Source organism: Nocardioides sp. Root240 (assembly GCF_001428825.1).
In the GTDB taxonomy this organism is placed as follows: Bacteria; Actinomycetota; Actinomycetes; order Propionibacteriales; family Nocardioidaceae; genus Nocardioides.
Genome location: NZ_LMIT01000015.1, coordinates 348,535 through 369,128 on the forward strand (window position 1 = coordinate 348,535; position 20,594 = coordinate 369,128).

A 20,594-nucleotide genomic window follows, 5' to 3' on the forward strand; every position below is an offset into this window, starting at 1 on the left:
GCCGTCGTGATGGTCTCGTAGGTGGTCCACGACGACAGTGCGAGCGCCAGGTCGAGGTCAGTGGTGGTCGACGTGGGAGATTCGTGGCCGAGCGCCGCGTGCAGCACATCGCGGCAGTGAGCGCCGACGAGCATGATCGACTCGGGTGGAAGCTCCGGGCAGGCCGCCCGTAAATCCTCGACGACGACCTGGAGCGGGGCGAGCACTGAGGCGCCGGGATCAGGAAGGGTCAGCATGCCGGTCCCGCCATTCCCGCGCGACGTTCTGGAGGCGAGGGTCGTCGTTGCTAACCAGATCGGCGTAGACGATCGTCCACGGTGCGTCGCGCAAGCCCAAGCCCGGCGGATGATCTTGACGCTCGTCGGGTGCGTGCCAGAACCTACGACGGACGAAGATGGTCGGCTCTCCGTCGGCGCGCCACCTGTTCGCGACCGGCAGTCGGGGGTCGGGCTGCTCGACGTAGAGGGTCAACGTGGTCGGTCGGATCAGGTCCTTGGCCGCCGACTCTCCGCTGACGAGGACCTCGCCGGACTCCCGGGTGGTGACCACGGCGCCGAAGTCGCCGCGGTAGCTTCCCAACGTGATCTGCGGTGCCAGGGCCGTCGCGTAAGCAGCGGCCCACGGGTCGAGCAGGCCGTGGTTCCGGGACATGCGTGAGTATTTTCCGTAGCCCGATTGCTCGAGCAGGGTGATCGAGTCGTGTGCCAAGCCCACGGACACTCCGGCGACGTGTGCCAGCTCGCGCTTGCTGGCCTCCCACAGGTGTGGCCACGTGAGCAGGGCGAAGATCACCTTCGACCGGCCTGCGCTGAAGAGGTTGGTGGACCGTTTGTCGAGGGGACGCGGGTGCATTTCTTCCACAGGCCGCCGTCCTCGGATGTCGATGAGGACGTCGCCGAACTCAAGCCAGGCGTTTCCGGCGGCGTCGGCATACTGCACCCCCATCCGCCGGTAGGCCTCAGCGGTGCGCGGGGGGATCACGATGCTCCAGACCAACAAGGGCGCGTCGGACTTGCCGGTGACCCGAGTGATGTCAGAGAGGGCGACCCGGTCTCCGTGTGCGACGTGATAGGCCTGATGCGACCGCCCCCTCGCCAAGGTGGCATCCAGCTCGCCGACCCGCGAGGTGCTGGTGTGTACTCGGCCGGTGGAGATCCTGATGCCGAGCTCCTCGATGCGGTGCGCGACAGGGGCGTACGGGCTCACGATCACTCCTTGTGTTCAGTTCAGGCGCACGTTCAGAATAACTGAACTGCGCGAAATATTGAACAGTTAGGGACGCAGGCTCCGCAGTACCGACCGCGTCAGCCGGTCGGCCCACGCGTCGTCGAGCGCGCCGGGCGTCAGCAGGATCGCGGCGATGACGGTGCCGACCACGAGCTGCACCAGGTCGTCGGCGCGCGCGTCGGGGTGGGCCTCGCCCGCAGCCATGGCCTGACGTAGCCGCTCGTCCATCGCGACCAGCACGCCGGAGAAGCGCCGGATCATGCTGGCGTGCAGGTCGGGGTAGGTGCTGGCCTCGGCGAGCAGGCCCGGCAGCGCGGCCACCGCGACCGGGCTGCACAGGGCGTCGCGGGTGCCGCTGACGAGCCGGGCGACCACCGCGTCGAGGTCGGCCTCGAGGTCGGTGCCGAGTGCCAGCTCGCCGGGGAACACGGCCTCGTGGACGAGGTGGGGGAGGGCGGGCCAGCGGCGGTAGAGCGCCGCCTTCGTCGTCCCGGCGCGGGCGGCGACGGCGGTGCCGGTGACGGCGGCGTACCCGCCCTCGGCCAGCAGCTCGCGGACCGCGGCGACCGCGGCCTGCTCGATCCGCGGGTCCCGCGGGCGACCCGTCGTCCGGGTGGAAGAACGTGTCCCCATGACCTCTTCCCCTCTTTCGATACCGAGGGTACCGTAACGATCCGTTGACAAGTTAGAACACGTTCTAACAGGCTTGTGCCACCTCAGGAGGACCCTCGTGACCCAGTCGCCCCCACCCGCCGACATGACCCTGCAGCGGTCGAGTCGCGATGCCGACGACGTCCGCGCCCGGCTGACCGGCTGGCTCGCCACGGTGCTCCCCGAGGGTGCCGACCCCGAGGTCACCGTCCACGAGGGCATCCAGACCAACGGCATGTCGAGCGAGACCGTGCTGCTCGGCGTCACCGCGACCGAGGACGGCCGCCGGGTCACGAAGGAGTACGTCGCCCGCGTGGCCCCGGCGGCGGGGGACCTGCCGGTCTTCGCGGAGTACCGCCTCACCGACCAGTACGACGCGATGCGCCTCGCCGGTGAGCTGGCCGGCGTGCCGGTGCCGCCGGTCGGCCTCAATGAGACGACGGGGGAGGTGCTCGGCACGCCGTTCTTCCTGATGGAGCGGCTCGACGGCGCGGTGCCGCCGGACGTGCTGCCGTACCCGTTCGGTGACAACTGGCTCTTCGACGCCTCGCCCGAGCAGCAGGCCAGGCTGCAGCGCACCAGCGTCGAGGTGCTCGCGAAGCTGCACGGGATCCCGGCCGCCGCGACGACCTTCGCCTTCCTCGACCCGGCCGTCACGGGCCACGAGGGCGCCACCCCGCTCGCACGCAACCTCGCCAAGACCCGGGCCTGGTACGACTACGCGATCACGACGAGGGAGGCGAGCCCCCGCTCGCCGCTGATCGAGCGCGGCCTCGACTGGCTGGAGGCCAACCTCCCGGCCGACGAGGGCGAGCCGGTGCTGGTCTGGGGCGACTCCCGGATCGGCAACATGATGTACCGCGACTTCGAGCCGGTCGCCGTCCTCGACTGGGAGATGGCGACGCTCGGCCCGCGCGAGATGGACCTGGCGTGGATGGTGTTCGCGCACCAGGTCTTCCAGGAGATCGCGACCATGCTGGGGCTGCCCGGCATGCCCGACTTCCTCGCGACCGACGACGTCGTGGCGACGTACCGCGAGCTCACGGGCGTCGAGACCGGCGACCTGACCTGGTACCTCCTCCACGCGGCGGTGAACTGGGGCTGCGTCTTCCTGCGGACCAGCGCCCGCCAGATCCACTTCGGTGAGATCGAGGTGCCCGCGGACCCGGAGTCGGTGTTCCACCACCGCCCGCTGTTCGAGCGCCTCCTCGAAGAGGTCGGCGCATGAGCGACCCCACGAGTCCGCACGGCCTGCACGGCGAGTACTACGGGCTCGGTCCGCTCGACGAGTTCCCGATCCACCAGCTCCCGCGTCCCGTGGCCTGGGCCGGCAGCAGCGACCGCAACTTCTACGACCGCTGCTACCTCAACGCCCACGACCGCACGGGTGACCTGTTCCTGATCACCGGCCTCGGGTTCTACCCCAACCTCGGCACCAAGGACGCCTTCGTCCTGCTCAGCCGCGAGGTCGAGGGCCGCCGCGAGCAGACCGCCGTCCACCTCAGCGACGCCGCCGACCCGCGCGGCGCCGACCGGATGGCCCAGCAGGTCGGCAACTACCGCATCGAGGTCACCGAGCCGATGCGCAGGCTGCGCATCGTGATGGAGGAGACCGAGGGCGTCGCGCTCGACCTGCGGTGGGAGGGCTCCTTCGAGGTCGTGCAGGAGCTGCCGCACGTTATGCGCCAGGGCAGCGGTACGACGCTCGACGCGCAGCGCTTCGCGCAGGTCGGCACCTGGGAGGGCACCCTCCACGTCGACGGCACCGACATCGCGGTCACCCCCGACCGATGGGTCGGCAGCCGCGACCGGTCGTGGGGCATCCGCCCGGTCGGCGAGGCCGCGCCCGCCGGCAAGCCGGCCGACCCGGCGTTCGAGGGCATGTGGTGGCTCTACGTGCCGATGCGCTTCGACGAGTTCTGTGTCGTGCTGATCATCCAGGAGACCCCCGACGGCTTCCGCACGCTCAACGACTGCACACGGGTCTGGAAGGACGGGCGGGTCGAGCAGCTCGGGTGGCCGCGCGTCGAGGTCCGCTACACCTCGGACACGCGGGTCCCGACCGGTGCCACGATCACCTGCACCACGCCGCAGGGCACGGAGCTGGTGCTCGAGGTCGAGTCCCTGCTGCCGGTGCCGATCCACGTCGGCGGCGGCTACGGCGGCGACTCGGACTGGACCCACGGCATGTGGAAGGGCCCCGCGTTCACCGAGCGGCTCACCTACGACCTGGCCGACCCGGCCGTCGCCGGACGGGTGATGTTCGGCGTGATCGACCACGTGGGCCGTGCGACCGTGCACGGCCCCGGCGCCGGCGTACCCGACGGCGCGGAGGGGTGGGGCCTGTTCGAGCACGGCTCCCTCGGCCGCCACGACCCCAGCGGCTTCGCCGACTGGTTCACCCTCGCCCCGTGAGACCCAGGAAAGGCACTTCCATGACCCTCGACCGCGACGCCCTCTTCATCGGTGGCACCTGGGCCAGGCCCGCCACCGACGCCGTGCTGGAGGTGGTCTCTCCGCACTCGGAGCAGGTCGTCGCCCGCGTCCCCGAGGGTTCGGCCGCCGACATCGACGCCGCGGTGGCGGCGGCGCGCAAGGCGTTCGACGAGGGACCCTGGCCGCGGATGTCGCCGCAGGAGCGGATCGACGTCATCCAGAACCTCTCCGGCCTGTACGCCGCCAGGCTCGACGAGATGGCAACGATCATCTCGACCGAGATGGGCTCACCGATCTCGTTCAGCTCGCTCGCCCAGGCGCCGGCCCCGTGGATGCAGATCGAGGCCTTCCTGGCGATCGCCCGGGAGTTCCCGTGGGAGGCGACCCGGCCCGGCTCGCTCGGCGCCGACGTCGTGGTCCGCCACGAGCCGGTGGGCGTCGTCGCGGCCATCCCGCCGTGGAACGTCCCGCAGTTCACGATCCTGTCGAAGGTGGTCCCGGCCCTGCTGACCGGCTGCACCGTCGTGGTGAAGCCGGCCCCCGAGACGCCGTTGGACGCCTACCTGCTGGCCGAGCTGCTCGTCGAGGCCGGCGTACCCGAGGGGGTCGTCTCGATCGTCGCGGGCGGCCGCGAGGTCGGCGAGCACCTGGTCCGGCACCCCGGGGTCGACAAGGTCGCCTTCACCGGCTCCACCGCCGCGGGCCGCAAGATCGGCGCGATCTGCGGTGAGCAGCTCAAGCGGGTCTCGCTCGAGCTGGGTGGCAAGTCGGCGGCGATCATCCTCGACGACGCCGACGAGGCGGCCGCGATCGAGGGCCTGAAGTTCCTGGGCGTGATGAACTCCGGCCAGGCCTGCGTCGCGCAGACCCGGGTGCTCGTCTCCCGCGAGCGGCACGACGCCTTCGCAGCCGCCCTCGCGTCGGCGATCGGTGCGATGAAGGTGGGCGACCCGCTCGACCCGGCGACCGAGATCGGGCCGATGGTCGCCCAGCGCCAGCAGGAGCGCGTGGCGTCGTACATCCGGATCGGGCAGGACGAGGGCGCGCAGCTGCTCACCGGCGGCGAGGGCCGGCCCGACGGGCTGGACACCGGTTGGTACGTCCGTCCCACCGTCTTCGCCGGTGTCGACAACCGGATGCGGATCGCGCAGGAGGAGATCTTCGGCCCGGTCCTCTCGGTGATCCCGTACGTCGACGTGGCCGACGCCGTGCGGATCGCGAACGACTCGGAGTACGGCCTCGCGGGCACGGTGTGGACGGCCGATCCCGAGGCGGGCCTGGAGGTCGCGCGCGGCGTGCGCACCGGCACCTACGGCATCAACACCTACACGATGGACTTCGCGGCACCGTTCGGCGGCTTCAAGGCCTCCGGCCTCGGGCGCGAGTTCGGCCCGGAGGGCCTGGGGCAGTACACCGAGCTGAAGTCGGTGTACCTTTCCGCGCCCGCGATGTAGCGCTCGCGGCGTCGAGGGAGTTTCACCGGCCGGCCGGTGAAACTCACGCTTGGACGACGAAGTTTCCTCGTCCAAGCGTGAGTTTCGTCGTCCAGGTGCGGGAGAAACACCGGCCGGCCGGTGAAACTCCTGCAATCCGTCTGCAAGGCTGGGCGCGCAGGCTCGGGACCGCAAGAGAGTCCCGAGCCGAGGAGCCCGCCATGACCGAGCATGCCGTCGTCGACCGCTTCCTGGATGCGATCGAGCGCGCCGACATCGACCACTGCGACGCGTGGGCGCCGGGGGCCACGCTCGCTGCCACGGTGCCGAACTGGCGCTTCCACCGCACCGGTGCGGACGCGATCAGGGAGACCTACCGGGGGTGGTTCGCCGATCCGGGCTCCTTCGAGCGCCTGCGGCGGGAGCCGGTGTCCGGGGGCGAGGTGGTCGAGTACGACCTGACCTGGTGGGAGGACGGGGTGCCGCACCTCGCCCACCACGTGCACCTGCTCACCGTCGCCGACGACCGCATCGTCGCCGACGTCGTGCTGTGCGGCGGCCGCTGGTCCGCCGGTCTGCTCGCCGAGATGGAGGCGGCAGATGCCTGAGGTCCTGGAGTCCGTCGACGCGCTGCTGGCCGGTGCTTCGGACCGTCACGTGTTGGAGGCGCCGGGCAAGTCCGGCGCGGTCCTCGAGTGCGTCACCATCGACGGGCGCCGGTACGTCGTGAAGTACCTTGACCACGAGCGCGACTGGTCGCTGCGGGCGGCCGGCGTGCCCGGCAGCCCGACGGTCGAGCTGTGGCGTCGCGGCATCCTGCACCGGCTGCCCGCGGAGATCGCGCAGCCGATCGTGGCGGTCGCCCACGACCGCGAGCGCCCGGCCCTCTCGGCACTGCTGATGCACGACATCGGCTCCGACCTCGTGCCGGCGGTCGACGACCCGATCACGGTCGAGCAGAACGCGCGCTTCCTCGACCACCTCGCCGCGCTGCACGCCGCCTTCTGGGAGACGGCCGAGGACATCGACGTGGTGCCGGCCGTCGACCGCTACCTCGAGCTCTCGCCCCGGATGGCGGCGGCCGAGGCCGCCCTCGGGCAGGACCACCTCGTGCCGCGCCTGGTCGCGCAGGGGTGGCCGCTGCTGGAGTCGGTGGCGCCGCGGGCCGCGGCGGTCGTCGTACCGCTGGTGCACGAGCCGGGCCCCTTGCTCGACGTGTTGGCGAGCACGCCGCAGACCTTCGTCCACGGCAACTGGAAGCTCGACAACCTCGGCACCGATGCCACCGGCCGCACCCTCCTGCTCGACTGGGAGACGCCCGGCCGGGGCGCGGGCACCGCCGACCTGGCCTGGTACCTCGCGATCAACTGCCGCCGCCTGCCCGTCAGCAAGGAGGCGTCGGCCGAGCTCTACCGCGCGGCGCTCGAGCGTCGCGGCCTCGACACCGGTCCCTGGTGGGACCGCCAGCTCGCGCTGGGGCTGCTCGGCGCGCTGGTGCAGTTCGGCTGGGAGAAGGCCCTCGGCGGGTACGACGACGAGCTCGCCTGGTGGGAGGAGCGGGCCGTCGCGGCGGCGCCCCTCCTGCGATGAAGGAGATCCGGCAGGCCTACGACGCCGCCGCGCCTGCCTGGCGCGTGGGTCCGGCGCGCCTCTACGGCGTCCTCGCCCAGGTGCTGCTGGACCACGCTCCCGTCCCGGTCCGAGGAGCGGTGGTGCTCGACGCCGGTGCCGGGACCGGTGTGGCCGGCGACGCCGCGTGGGTCCGCGGGGCGGCCCGGGTGGTGGACGCTGACCTCGCGCCGGAGATCCTTGCGCCCGGAGGAGTGGCCGCCGACCTGAGGAGACTCCCGTTCCGCGACCGCGCGTTCGACCTCACCGTCGCCGCCTTCAGCCTGGGCCACCTCGACGACCCGGTGCTCGGCGTGCGGGAGCTGCGCCGGGTCGCGCCGGCCCTGCTCGCCTCCGCCTTCGCGGAGGGGTGGACGCACCCGGCCAAGGAGGTCGTCGACGACGTCCTCGCCGTGCACGGCTACCGCGCGCCCGACTGGTACACCGCCTTCAAGGACGGTCCGGAGCGCCGGGCCGGCGCCCCCGACCGGCTGGCGGACCTGGCCGTCGCCGCCGGTCACCACGACGTGCGGGTGAGCCGGGTCGAGGTCGCGACCGGGCTCTCGGCACCGCGGGACCTGGTGGCGTGGCGACTGGGGATGGCCCACGTCGCCCCCTTCGTCGCGACACTCCCGGAGACCGCGCAGCAGGCGCTCCGATCCGAGGCCGAGCGCGGGCTGGCCGGTGCGCCCGAGGTGGTCGTCCCGATGCTGGTCCTCACCGCGACCTGAGCTCCGCGGCCAGCAGCTCCGAGCGGGCCAGCCACCGCTCGTCCCCGAGTGCGGCACCGGTGCTCGCGGCCCACCACCACGCCTCGATCCCCACGGCACGCTCGACCTCCGCGAGGTCGCGCCGGGCCGCCGCCGGGTCGACGGGCTCGCCGAGCGCGTGCAGGGCCCGGTGGACGAGCAGACGGGCACAGGCGTCGTACCGGGGGACGCCGGCGCGGGCCGCGTCGGCCGCGAGCGCCGTCGCGACGGCGAGGGCCGGTTCGGGCTGCTCACGGAGCAGGTGGACCTGGACCTGCAGCAGCTGCAGCTTCATCGTCAGCCGCCACCCGAACACGAGGTCGCCCACCAGCGCGGCCCGCGCCCGCTCGAGCAGGACGTCGGCCGCGTCGGGGTCCCCGGCGCGGACCCGTTCCTCGGCGAGGTCCTCGAGCGCCGCGACCAGCACCTCCGGGATCACCACGCCCGCCACCGCCTCGTCGGCCGCCTGCTGGTGGGCGTCGACGCCGGCGGCGACGTCGCCGAGGTTGCGCAGCACCCAGCCGGAGAAGTTCACGCCCCGCCCGGCGAAGCGCGGGACGTCGCGCCGCTCCACCTCGGCCGTGTAGTCGGCGAAGCAGGCCAGCGCCTCGCGCGCCCGGCCGGCGACCGCGAGCGTGTGACCGGTGAAGAGCAGGGCGTGCAGCGAGGCGGGCGTGTGCGCGACCCCGACGCCGGGCCGGGTCGCCGGCCGGAGCAGTGCGAGCGCGTCGTCGACCTCGCTGCGGTGGGCGTGCAGCACCCCGCGCCACGCGGCCGCCTCCAGCCGGTCCGTCCCACTCGCCCCGGCCAGCGCGGCGTCGAGGCGCTCGCCCGCGCGGCCCAGCTCCCCGCGGGCGTGCAGGATCCGTCCGGACGCGACCAGGCAGCGGGTGCGGGAGGTCGCGTCGTCGGCGGCGAGCGCCCCGTCGTCGGCGTACGACGCCGCGTCGTCGAAGCGGCGGTCGAAGTACGCCGCCCAGGCAGCCGCCTCCCACCGCAGCGCCCCCGCGCCGCCGGCCGCGAGCGCGTCGGCCTCCGCGTCCCGGTAGCGCCGGCGCCGGATCCGCACCCGGGCCCGGGCGAGCAGTGTGGCGTCGTCCGGGGTGAGGGCGAGCGACTGGTCGAGCAGCTCCTCCGCCGTGGCGTGGTCGAAGCGCTCGGCGGCGCGCGCGGCGGCCGTGCGCAGCGAGCGGGCCGCGAGGTCGTGGTCGCCACCGATCCGGGCGTGCTCGGCGACGGTGGCCGGGTCGGCGTCGCGGCGACGAGCGAGCGCCCGTCCGGCCTCGCGGTGGAGCAGCGCGGCCCGGCCCGTCGTCGTACCGGACACGAGGGCGGTGCGGACCAGGTCGTGCCGGAAGCGCAGCCGTCCGGTGGTCTCGACCAGCAGGCCGCTGCGGACCGCCCGCTCGGCGTCGGTCAGCACCTCGAGGGTGCTGCGGCCCAGGACGCCGGCGAGCAGGTCGATGTCGAGGTCGCCGCCGAGGACGGCCGCGGTGCGGACCAGCTCGCCGGCGGTGCCGAGGTCGTCGCAGCGACCGGTCACCGCGGCGACGAGGGACTCGGGCAGGTCCCCGGACGGCACCGACGCCAGCTCGGCGAGGAACAGCGGGTGGCCGCCGGAGCGTGCGTGCAGCTCGTCAGCACGCCGTTCGCCGACCAGAGCGGCGACGTGCGCGCGGTCCAGCGGCCCGAGGCCGACGTGATCCGTGGCCGACAGGGGGGCTCCCTCGTCGGGCCGGGCGCCCAGCACCACGACCACCGGCACCGGCCGCCGGCGCAGGTAGGCCAGCCAGTGGGCGAGGGTCGGCCCGGCCAGGTGCGCGTCGTCGACCACGAGCACGAGCGGCCGGTCGGACGCGATCCGGGCAAGTGCCCGGGTCACCTCGGCGTAGAGCACCGAGGGTCCGAGCGCGGGATCGACGGACCCTGCAGGGTCCGTGGAGCCGACCAGGACACCGTGGTCCTCCACGTGCCCTGCCAGGGCCGAGAGGACCACGTCGAGCGGCGCGGCGCGGTCCAGCGGTCCGCAGGTCCCGACGAGCACTCGGTCGCCCGCGGCGCGACGCGCGGCCGCCCAGCTCATCAGCAGCGTCGTCTTCCCGATCCCCGCCTCACCGGCGACCAGCGCGACCCGCGGCGCGTGCTCGGCGGCGGCCCGGCCGACCAGCGAGTTCAGGTGCGCGAACTGGCTGTCACGGCCGACCAGCGTCGGCACCCGCACCGACGGTCGGACGACGGGCAGGTCGCCGCGCAGGATCGCCGTGTGCAGCACGGCGGTCTCCTCCGCGGGATCCGTGCCGAGCTCGTCGGCGAGGGTGGCGCGCAGGTCGGCGTGCACGGCGAGGGCCTGGGCGGGGCGGCCCCCGGCCACGTGGGCACGCATCACCGTCCGGGCCGCCTGCTCGTCGAGCGGGTCGGCGACGAGGTCGGCACTCGCCAGCTCCAGCGCGTCGCGCCACTCGCCGGCGGCGAGCAGGCCGCTCGCCGCGACCCGCCGGGCCCGCTGGACCAGCCGCGTGGCCGTCGCGTGCTCGGCGGCGGCCCAGGCGGCCTCGGCGCGGACCTCGGGCACCGGCCCGCGGAGCAGGGCGACCGCGGCCCGCGCGGCACTGGCCGCCGCGCCGGTCTCGCCCGCCGCGAGCCGGCGCTCCGCCTCGTGGACCACCGCGTCCAGCTCGGTCAGGTCGGTCCAGTCCGCGTGCAGGCGGTAGCCCTGGTCGGTGCGCTCGACGCGTTCGCGGCCCAGCAGCCGTCGTACCCGGCTCGCGAGGACGGCGACCTGGTCGGCCGGGCTGCCCGGAGGCCGGTCGCCCCAGAGCCCCTCGACGATCGCGTCGACGGGGACCGGTCGCCCGCAGGCCAGCGCGAGGAGCAGGAGCAGGCCGCGGGCCTTCCTGTCCAGCACTGCGGTGTCGAAGCCGTCGACCGTGAGTTCCCCGAGCACACGCACGGCGAGTGCGCTGACCACTGTCGCGATGGTACGCCGCTGAGGCGGTGTGCGATCAGGGCTTCGCGTACGACGACGCGCCCCACCAGTCGACGACGACGACCGGCTCGTCGCCGATGACCCAGGCGTCGTGGCCCTGGGGGAGCGAGGTGACGTCGCCGGGGCCGGCCACCAGCTCGGTGCCGTCGTCCATCAGGATCCCCAGCCGGCCGCTGACGTGGTACTGGAAGTGCGGCGCCTCGCAGGAGTCGGTGCCGGCGATCGGCTTGACGTGCTCGGACCAGCGCCAGCCGGGCTGGAGGGTGAGCCGGCCGATCGGGGTGCCGGCGACCTCGAGGATCTCGGCGACGCCCCGCTCGAAGGAGCGGGTCTCGTCGGGGGTGCTGAAGCTCTTCTGCTCGGTGTGCTGCTGGTGGTGCTGGTCGGTGCTCATGGCCTTCTCCTCGGCGTCGGCGGCGACGCGGTCCGTCGCCCTCGGGAGGAGCCTGCGCCCGGTGGTTTGCAGCCGGCTTGCAGCCGCCGGGCACCCCTTTTCCGGTCCTTGACACGGGGCGGGGATGTGTAAAGCAGCACATCTGCTACCGATCAGTAGATTCGGTGACGGCGGTCACCTACGCTCCTCCCATGAGCGAAGCGATTTCCGGCTCCGGCGGCTCCGAGGGCCCCGTCGTCGAGGGCCCCAAGGATCCTGAGCACGACCCGCGGGCGTCGTACGCCCTGGAGCCGGAGTACGTCGCCCGGCTGACCGACCGCATCCTGGCCACCACGGGCACCACCGCCCAGGTGCACTCGCCGATCAACGGCGCCCCGGTCGCCAACATCCCGCAGTCCAGCGAGGACGACGTGGCCGAGGCCTTCCGCCGGGCGCGCGTCGCCCAGGCGGCCTGGGCGCGGGTCTCGATCGACGAGCGGGCGCGGATCCTGCACCGCCTGCACGACATCGTGCTCGACCGCCAGGCCGAGATCATGGACCTGATCCAGCTCGAGTCCGGCAAGGCGCGCAAGCACGCCTTCGACGAGCCGCTGCACATCGCGCTCACCGCCCGCTACTACGCGCGCACCGCCCACAAGCACCTCGACACCGAGCGCCGCCCCGGTGTCGTCCCGGTGCTGACGAAGGTCGAGCTGAACCGCGTGCCCAAGGGCGTCGTCGGCATCATCTCGCCGTGGAACTACCCGTTCACGATGGCGCTGTGCGACGGCCTCCCGGCCCTGCTCGCGGGCAACGCCGTGGTCACCAAGCCCGACGCCCAGACCATGCTGTCGGCGCTGCTCGGTGCCCAGATGCTCGAGGACGCCGGGTTCCCGCGCGACCTGTGGCAGGTCGTCGCCGGCCCCGGCCGCCAGCTCGGCACGCCGATCATCCAGCGCGCCGACTACATCTGCTTCACCGGCTCCACCGCGACCGGCAAGATCATCGCCCAGCAGGCGGCCGAGCGGCTGATCGGCTGCTCGCTCGAGCTCGGCGGCAAGAACCCGATCCTGGTGCTCCGCGACGCCGACATCGAACGGGCGGCCGAGGGCGCCGTGCGTGCCTGCTTCTCGAACGCCGGCCAGCTGTGCGTCTCGACCGAGCGGATGTTCGTGGCCGACGCGGTCTACGACCGCTTCGTGGAGCGCTTCGTGGCCCGGACCAAGGCGATGAGCCTGGGCGCCAGCATGGACTGGGACGCCGACATGGGCACCCTGATCTCCGCCGACCAGCTCGAGACGGTCTCGGCGCACGTCGACGACGCGGTCGCCAAGGGCGCTCGCGTCCTGGCCGGCGGCAAGGCGCGGCCCGACCTGGCGCCGTACTACTACGAGCCGACCATCCTCGAGGGCGTCACCCCGGAGATGACCTGCTTCGCCAACGAGACCTTCGGTCCGGTCATCTCGATCTACCGCTTCCACGACGAGGCCGACGCGATCGCCCGCGCCAACGACGGCGACTACGGCCTCAACGGCTCGGTCTACACCCGCGACACCGACCGCGGCCGGGCCGTCGCCCGCCAGATCAAGTGCGGCACGGTCAACGTCAACGAGGCGTTCGGGGCCACCTTCGCCAGCATCGACGCCCCGATGGGCGGCATGCGCGAGTCCGGCATGGGCCGCCGCCAGGGCAGCGAGGGCATCCACCGCTACACCGAGACACAGTCGGTCGGCACCCAGCGCCTGCTCCGCTTCGGCCCGATGTTCGGCATGTCCGACGAGGGCTACGCGAAGATGATGACCGCCTCGCTGCGGCTCATGGACAAGCTCGGACGGGCGTGACCCATGGCTGACTTCGACTACGACGTCCTCGTCATCGGCTCCGGCTTCGGCGGCTCCGTCACCGCGCTCCGGCTGACCGAGAAGGGCTACCGGGTCGGCGTGCTCGAGGCCGGCGCCCGGTTCACCGACGCCGACTTCGCCGACAACTCCTGGGACCTGAAGAAGTACCTCTACGCCCCGTCGGCCGGCTGCTACGGCATCCAGCGCATCGACATGGTCAAGGACTGCCTGATCCTCGCCGGTGCCGGCGTGGGCGGTGGCTCGCTCGTCTACGCCAACACGCTCTACGAGCCGCTCGAGCCCTTCTACAAGGACCCGTCGTGGGCCCACATCACCGACTGGAAGTCGGAGCTGGCGCCCTACTACGACCAGGCCAAGCGGATGCTGGGCGTCGTCGAGTACCCGCGGATGACGCCGTCCGACGAGGTGATGAAGAAGGTCGCCGACCAGATGGGCGTCGGCGACACCTTCCACCACACCCCGGTCGGCGTCTTCTTCGGCGGTCCCTCGCAGGCGGCCGGCGACGCGGTCGAGGACCCGTACTTCGGCGGCGTCGGCCCGAAGCGCAACACCTGCCTCAACTGCGGCGAGTGCATGACCGGGTGCCGGCACAACGCGAAGAACACCCTGGTCAAGAACTACCTCTACCTCGCCGAGCAGAACGGCGCCGAGGTGCACCCGCTGACCACGGTGACCCGGGTCCGCCCGCTGGCCGGGGGCGGCTACCAGGTCGACACCCGCTGGACGAAGGCGAAGCTCTCCCGTCGTACCGCGGTCAAGACGTTCACCGCGGAGCAGGTGGTCTTCTCCGCCGCGGCGCTCGGCACCCAGAAGCTGCTCCACCGGCTCAAGGCCGAGGGCGACCTGCCGAACATCTCCGACCGGATCGGGCACCTGACCCGCACCAACTCGGAGTCGATCCTCGGCGCGATCGCGCCCGAGGGCGCCGACGTCGACTACACCGAGGGCGTGGCGATCACCTCCTCGTGGCACCCCGACGAGCACACCCACATCGAGCCGGTGCGCTACGGCAAGGGCAGCAACGCGATGTCGCTGATGCAGACCGTGCTCACCGACGGTGACGGCGACCAGCCGCGCTGGAAGGTGTGGCTCAAGGAGCTGTGGAAGGAGCGCTCGCGCGTCCGGGACCTCTACGACGTGAAGCACTGGTCGGAGCGGGTCGTCATCGCGCTGGTCATGCAGTCGGTCGACAACTCGATCACCACCTTCCCGCGCCGGGTCGCGGGCAAGTGGATCCTGTCGTCGAAGCAGGGCCACGGCGAGCCGAACCCGACCTGGATCCCCGCCGCCAACGACGCCGTACGACGGATGGCCGACGTGATGGGCGGCGGCACCGCCGGCGGCACGATCGGTGAGCCGTTCAACCGGCCGCTGACCGCCCACTTCATCGGCGGTTGCACGATCGGCGACAGCCCCGAGTCGGGCGTCGTCGACGGCTACCAGCGCGTCTTCGGCCACCCGGGCCTGCACATCGTCGACGGCTCGACCATCTCCGCGAACCTGGGCGTGAACCCGTCGCTGACGATCACCGCCCAGGCCGAGCGGGCGATGGCCTACTGGCCCAACAAGGGCACGACCGACAGCCGGCCGGCCCTCGGCGAGGCCTACCAGCGGATCGACCCGGTGGCGCCGCAGGCGCCCGTCGTACCGGACGATGCGCCGGCGGCGCTGCGCCTGCCCATCGTGGGTGTGAGCTGAGGGGCTGAAGTGTCCCCTGGGGCGGTTCCGGACCACCGGGACCGCCCCAGAAGTTTTGGAGCAAGTTGTCACCCGGCGGCGTAACCCGCCCGTTGTCCCCTCGTTGAACTGAGCGAGCCCGGGAATCACGCTCCCTCCCGAAGCCCGGGCTCGGTCCAGGCACTGTCCATCAGCTGCGTGGACAATCAGGACCCGGCCACCCTCCCTCCCCGGCCGGGTCCTGGTGCGTTTTCACCCGGATTCCTGTGGCAGGGTCGGGCCATGACCGTCACCGGGCTCCTCCTCGCCGCCGGCGCCGGCCGCCGCATGGGCATGCCCAAGGCGCTGGTCCGCGACGACGACGGCCCGTGGCTGAGCCGGTCGGCGCAGGTGCTCCTCGACGGCGGCTGCCCGCAGGTCGTGGTGGTGCTCGGGGCGGGTGCCGACGACGCCGCCCCGCTGCTCGACGGCATGGCCGGCGTGACCGCGGTCCGCTCGGCGGACTGGGCCGAGGGGATGGGCGCCTCGCTGGTCGCCGGCCTCGCGGCGGTCGTGACCGAGGCGGCGCTGGTGCACCTGGTCGACCTGCCCGACGTCCCCGCGGCGGCGGTCGCGCGCGTCCTCGCCTCCGGGGGCGACGCGCACGACGCCCTTGCCCGGGCGTCGTACGACGGGCGACCGGGCCACCCGGTCCTGATCGGCCGCGACCACTGGGACGGCGTGCGGGCGGCCGCGATCGGGGACAGGGGCGCACGCGAGTACCTCGCCACCCACATCACCGCCCTCGTCGAGTGCGGTGATCTCGCCACGGGCACCGACGTCGATCGGCGATGATGGGGCGGTGCCGGGCTACCTGGCGAGCCGTGCCGTTCTGCGCAGCCTGTACATGCCGCGCTGATTTTCGTCAGAGGTTGCCAACCTGGGACCAACGAACCCCGCCTAGCCTTGGTGCATGGACACCCGTGTCGCCGAGCTGGCCCGCCGGTTGGGCGAGACCGGGTACCTCTGCGACGACGACCTCGCGACGGTGCTCTTCCTCTCGCTCGAGATGGGGCGGCCGCTGCTGCTCGAGGGTGAGCCGGGCACCGGCAAGACCGCGCTGGCCGAGGCGATCGCGGAGGCGCTCGACCGGCCGTTGATCCGGTTGCAGTGCTACGAGGGCATCGACGCGACCCAAGCGCTCTACGACTGGGACTTCCCGCGCCAGATCCTCCACCTGCGCGCGCTCGAGGCACTGTCGGGCGGCGAGCGCGGGGACGTCGAGGAGGCCGAGAAGAGCCTGTACGACGAGCGCTTCCTCCTGGCGCGTCCGGTGCTCGCGGCGCTCCAGCGCAGCCCCGCGGTGCTCCTGGTCGACGAGGTCGACCGGGCCGACGACGAGTTCGAGGCCTTCCTGCTCGAGGTGCTCTCCACCTTCCAGGTGACGATCCCCGAGCTCGGGACCGTCCAGGCCGCGACGCCGCCGACGGTGGTGCTCACCTCGAACCGGACCCGCGAGCTCCACGACGCCCTCAAGCGCCGCTGCCTCTACCACTGGATCGACCACCCCGGGCTCGAGCGCGAGGTCGCGATCGTGCGTTCGCGCGCGCCCGAGGTGAGCGCCGAGCTGGCGCGCCAGGTGGTCGAGGTCGTCCAGCAGCTGCGGGCCGGCACCGAGCTGCTCAAGCCGCCCGGTGTCGCCGAGACGCTCGACTGGGCCCGGGCGCTGCACCACCTCGGCACGGTCGACCTCGATGTCGAGACCGCGGCGCGGACGCTGGGTGCGCTGGTGAAGTACCGCGACGACGCCGAGCGGGTGCGCGCCGCCCTCGACCGGATGCTGACCCGATGACCGCTGCCGTCGCCATGCGGGAGCCCGACGAGATCCTCCTCGGGTTCGCCACCGCGCTGCGCGCCGCCGGGGTGCCGGTCACCCAGGACCGCACCCGCTCCTACCTCGACGCGGTCGCCCTCGTCGGCCTCGGCGACCGCGACGCCACGAGGAACGCCGGCCGGGCCACGCTGTGCGGCACCCGCGAGGACATCGAGCGCCACGACCGGGTCTTCGACGAGTGGTTCCACCGCGACAACACCGCGCCGACCCTGCGCCCCCGCGGCGTGCAGCAACGGCCCGGCGTCAGCCTGCTGCCCGACGCCCAGGTCGACGGGACCAGCGGGCCGGAGCCCGACGACGACCCCATCCGTGCGGCCGCCAGCGCCGTCGAGATCCTGCGCCACCGCGACGTCGCGACCCTCGACCCGACCGAGCGCGCCCTGCTCGCGGGGATGTTCGCCTCGCTCCCGGTGCGGCTGCCGCGACGGGCCACTGCACGCCGTACCCCTCACCGGAGGGGCGCCGTCGACGCCTCCCGCACCCTGCGCGCGAGCCTGCGCCGGATGGGGGAGCCCGACCGGATCCACCACCGTCGCCGGACGACCCGGCCGCGGCGAGTGGTCCTGCTCGTCGACGTGTCCGGCTCCATGGGCGGGTACGCCGACGCGCTGCTGCGCCTCGCGCACCGGATCGTCGCGGCGGGCCCCGGCGTCGAGGTGTTCAGCCTCGGCACCCGCCTCACCCACCTGACCCGGGCCCTGCACCGGCGCGACCCCGACCGCGCGATCGCGGCGGCCGGCGACGTCGTACCGGACTGGTCGGGCGGGACCCGACTCGGCGAGACGCTGCAGGCCTTCCTCGACCGTCACGGGCAGCGGGGCATGGCGCGGGGGGCCGTCGTCGTGGTGTTCAGCGACGGCTGGGAGCGGGGCGACCCCCAGCTGCTCGGCGAGCAGGCGGCCCGGCTGCACCGGCTCGCACACACGGTCGTGTGGGTGAACCCGCACCGCGGCAAGGACGGCTACGCCCCCGTCCAGCAGGGCATCGTCGCGGTCCTGCCGCACGTGGACCACTTCCTCGCCGGCCACTCGCTGGCGACCTTCGCCGAGCTGACGGAGGTGTTGGCCCGTGCGTGAGGTGCTGCCCCAGCTGCTCGCCTGGTGGGAGGCCGGCGAGACCGTCGGCATGGGTACGGTCGTCGCGACCTTCCGTTCCGCACCACGTCCGCCGGGCGCCTCGATGCTGGTGGGGCCCGACGCGTCCGCGGTCGGCTCGGTCTCCGGCGGCTGTGTCGAGGGCGCCGTCTACGACCTGGCCCAGGAGGTCACCGGCTCGGGGGTGCCCCAGCTGCACCGCTACGGCGTCTCCGACGACGACGCCTTCGCCGTCGGCCTCACCTGCGGAGGCATCCTCGACGTGTACGTCGAGAAGGTCAGTCGCGAGACCTTCCCCGAGCTCGGCGAGATCGCCGCCGACATCGACGCCGGCCGTCCGGTCGCGGTGGCCACCGTCGTCGAGCACCCCGACCCGTCGTACGTCGGCCGGCGGGTGGTCGTCCGTCCCGACACCGCGGCGACCGGCAGCCTCGGCAGTGACCGGATCGACGACGCGGTCCGCGACGACGCGCTCGGGCTGCTCGCCTCCGGCCACCACGGCACGCTCTCCTACGGCCCCGACGGAGAGCGCCGCGGCGAGGGCATGCGGGTCTTCGTGTGGGCCTTCGCCCCGGCGCCGCGGATGCTGGTCTTCGGTGCGATCGACTTCGCCGCTGCCGTCGCCCGCGTCGGGGCCTTCCTCGGCTACCGCGTCACCGTGTGCGACGCCCGCCCGGTCTTCGCCACCACCAGCCGGTTCCCCGGCGCCGACGAGGTCGTCGTCGACTGGCCGCACCGCTACCTCGCCGCCGAGCAGGAGGCCGGCCGGATCGACGGGCGCACGGTCATCACCGTGCTGACGCACGACCCGAAGTTCGACGTCCCGCTGCTCGAGGTGGCGCTGCGCCTGCCCGCCGTCGGTTACGTCGGCGCGATGGGCTCGCGTCGTACCCACGACGACCGCACCGACCGCCTCCGCGAGGCGGGCCTGGGCGAGGAGGAGCTGGCCCGCCTGCACAGCCCGATCGGCCTCGACCTCGGCGCGCGGACGCCCGAGGAGACGGCGATCAGCATCGCCGCCGAGATCGTCGCGGGTCGCTGGGGCGGCTCGGGGGAGCCGCTCGCCGAGCGGGCCGGCCGGATCCACGCCTGACCACCTCCGGAGGGGAGTGAGCGCCGTCACACCCCGGGAGTACTGTGCTGGACATGGACGAGCTCCTGGAGCGGCGCCGAGCGGCACTCTCGGCCTGGACCACCTTCGTCGAGGACGGCGACCGGGCGGCGCCCCGCGTGCGGCCCGAGATCCGCGACAGCTGGGAGCGCTCCGGTGCCTCGGTCGCCCGCGACGTCGGGCACGCCCCGCTGGCCGACGAGTCGGAGACCCGGTCGTTCTGGCAGGGCTCGCCCCTCCAGGTCGCGGTCGAGCGGGTCGAGGAGGAGCTGCGTCGTACCGCTGAGGACGGCGACCTGGTCCTCGCCGTCACCGACCCCGACACCCGCGTCCTGTGGACCTACGGCGGCCGGGTCATGCGCCGCAAGGCCGAGAGCGTGAACTTCGTGATGGGCGGGCGCTGGGACGACCGGTCGGTCGGCACCAACGCCCTCGACCTCGCCAACCGGCTCGACCGCCCGGCGATGGTGTTCAGCGCCGAGCACTACGCGCCGATCGTCCACAACTGGGTCTGCTGGGCAGCGCCGCTCCACGACCCGGTCAGCGGCGCCAAGCTCGGCGTCCTCGACATCTCCACGACCTGGGAGCGCACCCACCCGATCGGTCTCGCCACGGCCCGCGTCCTGGCCCGCCTCGTCGAGCAGGCGCTGCCCCGCACCCAGCAGTACGTCCGCGAGGCCGAGCCCGGCGACGAGCTCGTCGAGCCCGGGCTCGTCCTCAGCCTGCTCGGCACCGCCGAGGCCCACGTCGACGGCCGGCGATTGCTGCTGAACCGCCGCCAGACCGAGATCCTCGCCCTCCTCGCCCTCCACCCCGACGGCCTCTCCCTCGACCAGCTCCACGCCATGCTCTACGGCGACCACGCCGTCACCTTCTCGACGCTGAAGGCCGAGGTCTCCCACCTCCGCCAGGCCCTCGCCGGCCAGCTCGCCTCCCGCCCCTACCGGCTCCTCATGCCCATCGCCACCGACGTCGACCACGTCCTCGGCCTGCTCCGCCGCGGCGAGGTCGCCCACGCCGTCGAGGCCTACGGCGGCGACCTCCTCCCCGGCACCGAGAGCCCCGCCCTCGTCGAGATGGGGGAGTACGTCGCCGTCGCCGTCCGCGAGGCCCTCCTCGCCGACCCCCAGCCCGACGCCGTCCTCGACTACATCGAGCGGGCGCCCTACGACACGGCGGTGCTGGAGGCCTGCCTGCTGCGGCTGGACGCGGAGGGGCGGGCGCACCACTCCGCCGTACCGCTGCTCAAGGCGCGGTTGGCGATCGCGGACGCCTGACCTCAGCTCGGTGGTTGAGGTGCGAGCGCAGCGAGCCTCGAAACCTCTGGCCGTGGTGCTGGGACTTGCCGGAGGGCTTGGGTCGGTCGGTGGTCGGGTTCTCAAGCGGCAGCGACGAGGGAGCTGGGAGCGGGGCTGGGTTCGCTCGTCGGGTGCGGTCCGAGCGGGGTTCTTCGTTGGTCGAGGAGGTCGCGCAGCGACCGTCTCGAGACCCCTGTGGATGGTGCAGAGAACTGG

The 20,594-nt window shown here is 73.1% G+C and carries 17 protein-coding genes; 13 read left to right on the forward strand and 4 right to left on the reverse strand.

The annotated features are described in order from the left end of the window. Positions 1-219 precede the first annotated feature (219 nt). Together ASE20_RS22765 and ASE20_RS22770 are read right to left on the reverse strand one after the other, a co-directional pair. Positions 220-1,206: a type IV toxin-antitoxin system AbiEi family antitoxin gene (locus ASE20_RS22765; RefSeq protein ID WP_056896848.1), complete on the reverse strand. Its 987-nt coding sequence runs from the start codon at positions 1,204-1,206 to the stop codon at positions 220-222. Positions 1,207-1,272: 66 nt separating this feature from the next. Further along, positions 1,273-1,860 (reverse strand): TetR-like C-terminal domain-containing protein, encoded by a 588-nt coding sequence (locus tag ASE20_RS22770; RefSeq protein WP_056896849.1) that lies wholly within the window; start codon positions 1,858-1,860, stop codon positions 1,273-1,275. A gap of 97 nt (positions 1,861-1,957) precedes the next feature. Here ASE20_RS22770 and ASE20_RS22775 point away from each other — a divergent pair, with 97 nt between their 5' ends. The 6 genes from ASE20_RS22775 (at position 1,958) to ASE20_RS22800 (ending at position 8,086) form a co-directional block, all read left to right on the forward strand. Continuing rightward, a complete protein-coding gene (locus ASE20_RS22775; protein WP_200952916.1) occupies positions 1,958-3,106 on the forward strand; it encodes a phosphotransferase family protein in 1,149 nt (382 codons plus the stop codon). Beyond that, on the forward strand, positions 3,103-4,293 hold the full coding sequence (locus tag ASE20_RS22780) for a hypothetical protein (protein WP_056896851.1): 1,191 nt from the start codon (positions 3,103-3,105) through the stop codon (positions 4,291-4,293). The genes ASE20_RS22775 and ASE20_RS22780 overlap by 4 nt, the downstream gene beginning before the upstream one ends. Before the next feature lie 20 nt (positions 4,294-4,313). After that, positions 4,314-5,768, forward strand: a complete 1,455-nt coding sequence (locus ASE20_RS22785; protein ID WP_056896852.1) for an aldehyde dehydrogenase — start codon at positions 4,314-4,316, stop codon at positions 5,766-5,768. Between the two features lie 200 nt (positions 5,769-5,968). Continuing rightward, positions 5,969-6,355 carry a hypothetical protein gene (locus ASE20_RS22790; RefSeq protein WP_056896853.1) on the forward strand — a complete coding sequence of 129 codons (387 nt, stop codon included), beginning with the start codon at positions 5,969-5,971 and terminating at the stop codon, positions 6,353-6,355. Beyond that, positions 6,348-7,337 (forward strand): hypothetical protein, encoded by a 990-nt coding sequence (locus ASE20_RS22795; RefSeq protein WP_056896854.1) that lies wholly within the window; start codon positions 6,348-6,350, stop codon positions 7,335-7,337. The genes ASE20_RS22790 and ASE20_RS22795 overlap by 8 nt, the downstream gene beginning before the upstream one ends. Next, entirely contained in the window at positions 7,334-8,086 is a 753-nt protein-coding gene (locus tag ASE20_RS22800) for a class I SAM-dependent methyltransferase (protein WP_056896855.1), read from the forward strand. Before ASE20_RS22795 ends, ASE20_RS22800 begins: the two co-directional genes overlap by 4 nt. Here ASE20_RS22800 and ASE20_RS22805 read toward each other — a convergent pair. After that, positions 8,073-11,072 carry an ATP-binding protein gene (locus tag ASE20_RS22805; RefSeq protein ID WP_056896856.1) on the reverse strand — a complete coding sequence of 1,000 codons (3,000 nt, stop codon included), beginning with the start codon at positions 11,070-11,072 and terminating at the stop codon, positions 8,073-8,075. The genes ASE20_RS22800 and ASE20_RS22805 overlap by 14 nt on opposite strands. Positions 11,073-11,106: 34 nt before the next feature. Beyond that, a complete protein-coding gene (locus tag ASE20_RS22810) occupies positions 11,107-11,484 on the reverse strand; it encodes a cupin domain-containing protein (RefSeq protein WP_056896857.1) in 378 nt (125 codons plus the stop codon). 191 nt (positions 11,485-11,675) lie between these two features. On the opposite strand from ASE20_RS22810, the gene ASE20_RS22815 reads away from it, so the two are divergent. The 7 genes from ASE20_RS22815 (at position 11,676) to ASE20_RS22845 (ending at position 20,357) form a co-directional block, all read left to right on the forward strand. Further along, complete coding sequence (locus ASE20_RS22815) at positions 11,676-13,304, forward strand: succinic semialdehyde dehydrogenase (RefSeq protein ID WP_056896858.1); 1,629 nt, start codon at positions 11,676-11,678, stop codon at positions 13,302-13,304. Positions 13,305-13,307: 3 nt separating this feature from the next. Further along, positions 13,308-15,023, forward strand: a complete 1,716-nt coding sequence (locus ASE20_RS22820) for a GMC oxidoreductase (protein ID WP_056896859.1) — start codon at positions 13,308-13,310, stop codon at positions 15,021-15,023. Positions 15,024-15,284: 261 nt separating this feature from the next. Then, positions 15,285-15,836: an NTP transferase domain-containing protein gene (locus tag ASE20_RS22825; RefSeq protein WP_056896860.1), complete on the forward strand. Its 552-nt coding sequence runs from the start codon at positions 15,285-15,287 to the stop codon at positions 15,834-15,836. A 118-nt stretch (positions 15,837-15,954) separates the two neighbouring features. Then, positions 15,955-16,833 (forward strand): AAA family ATPase, encoded by an 879-nt coding sequence (locus tag ASE20_RS22830; RefSeq protein ID WP_056896861.1) that lies wholly within the window; start codon positions 15,955-15,957, stop codon positions 16,831-16,833. Continuing rightward, on the forward strand, positions 16,830-17,951 hold the full coding sequence (locus ASE20_RS22835) for a vWA domain-containing protein (protein WP_200952917.1): 1,122 nt from the start codon (positions 16,830-16,832) through the stop codon (positions 17,949-17,951). Before ASE20_RS22830 ends, ASE20_RS22835 begins: the two co-directional genes overlap by 4 nt. Next, complete coding sequence (locus ASE20_RS22840) at positions 17,944-19,062, forward strand: XdhC family protein (protein WP_056896862.1); 1,119 nt, start codon at positions 17,944-17,946, stop codon at positions 19,060-19,062. The genes ASE20_RS22835 and ASE20_RS22840 overlap by 8 nt, the downstream gene beginning before the upstream one ends. 53 nt (positions 19,063-19,115) lie before the next feature. After that, complete coding sequence (locus tag ASE20_RS22845; protein WP_056896863.1) at positions 19,116-20,357, forward strand: hypothetical protein; 1,242 nt, start codon at positions 19,116-19,118, stop codon at positions 20,355-20,357. Positions 20,358-20,594: the final 237 nt, after the last annotated feature.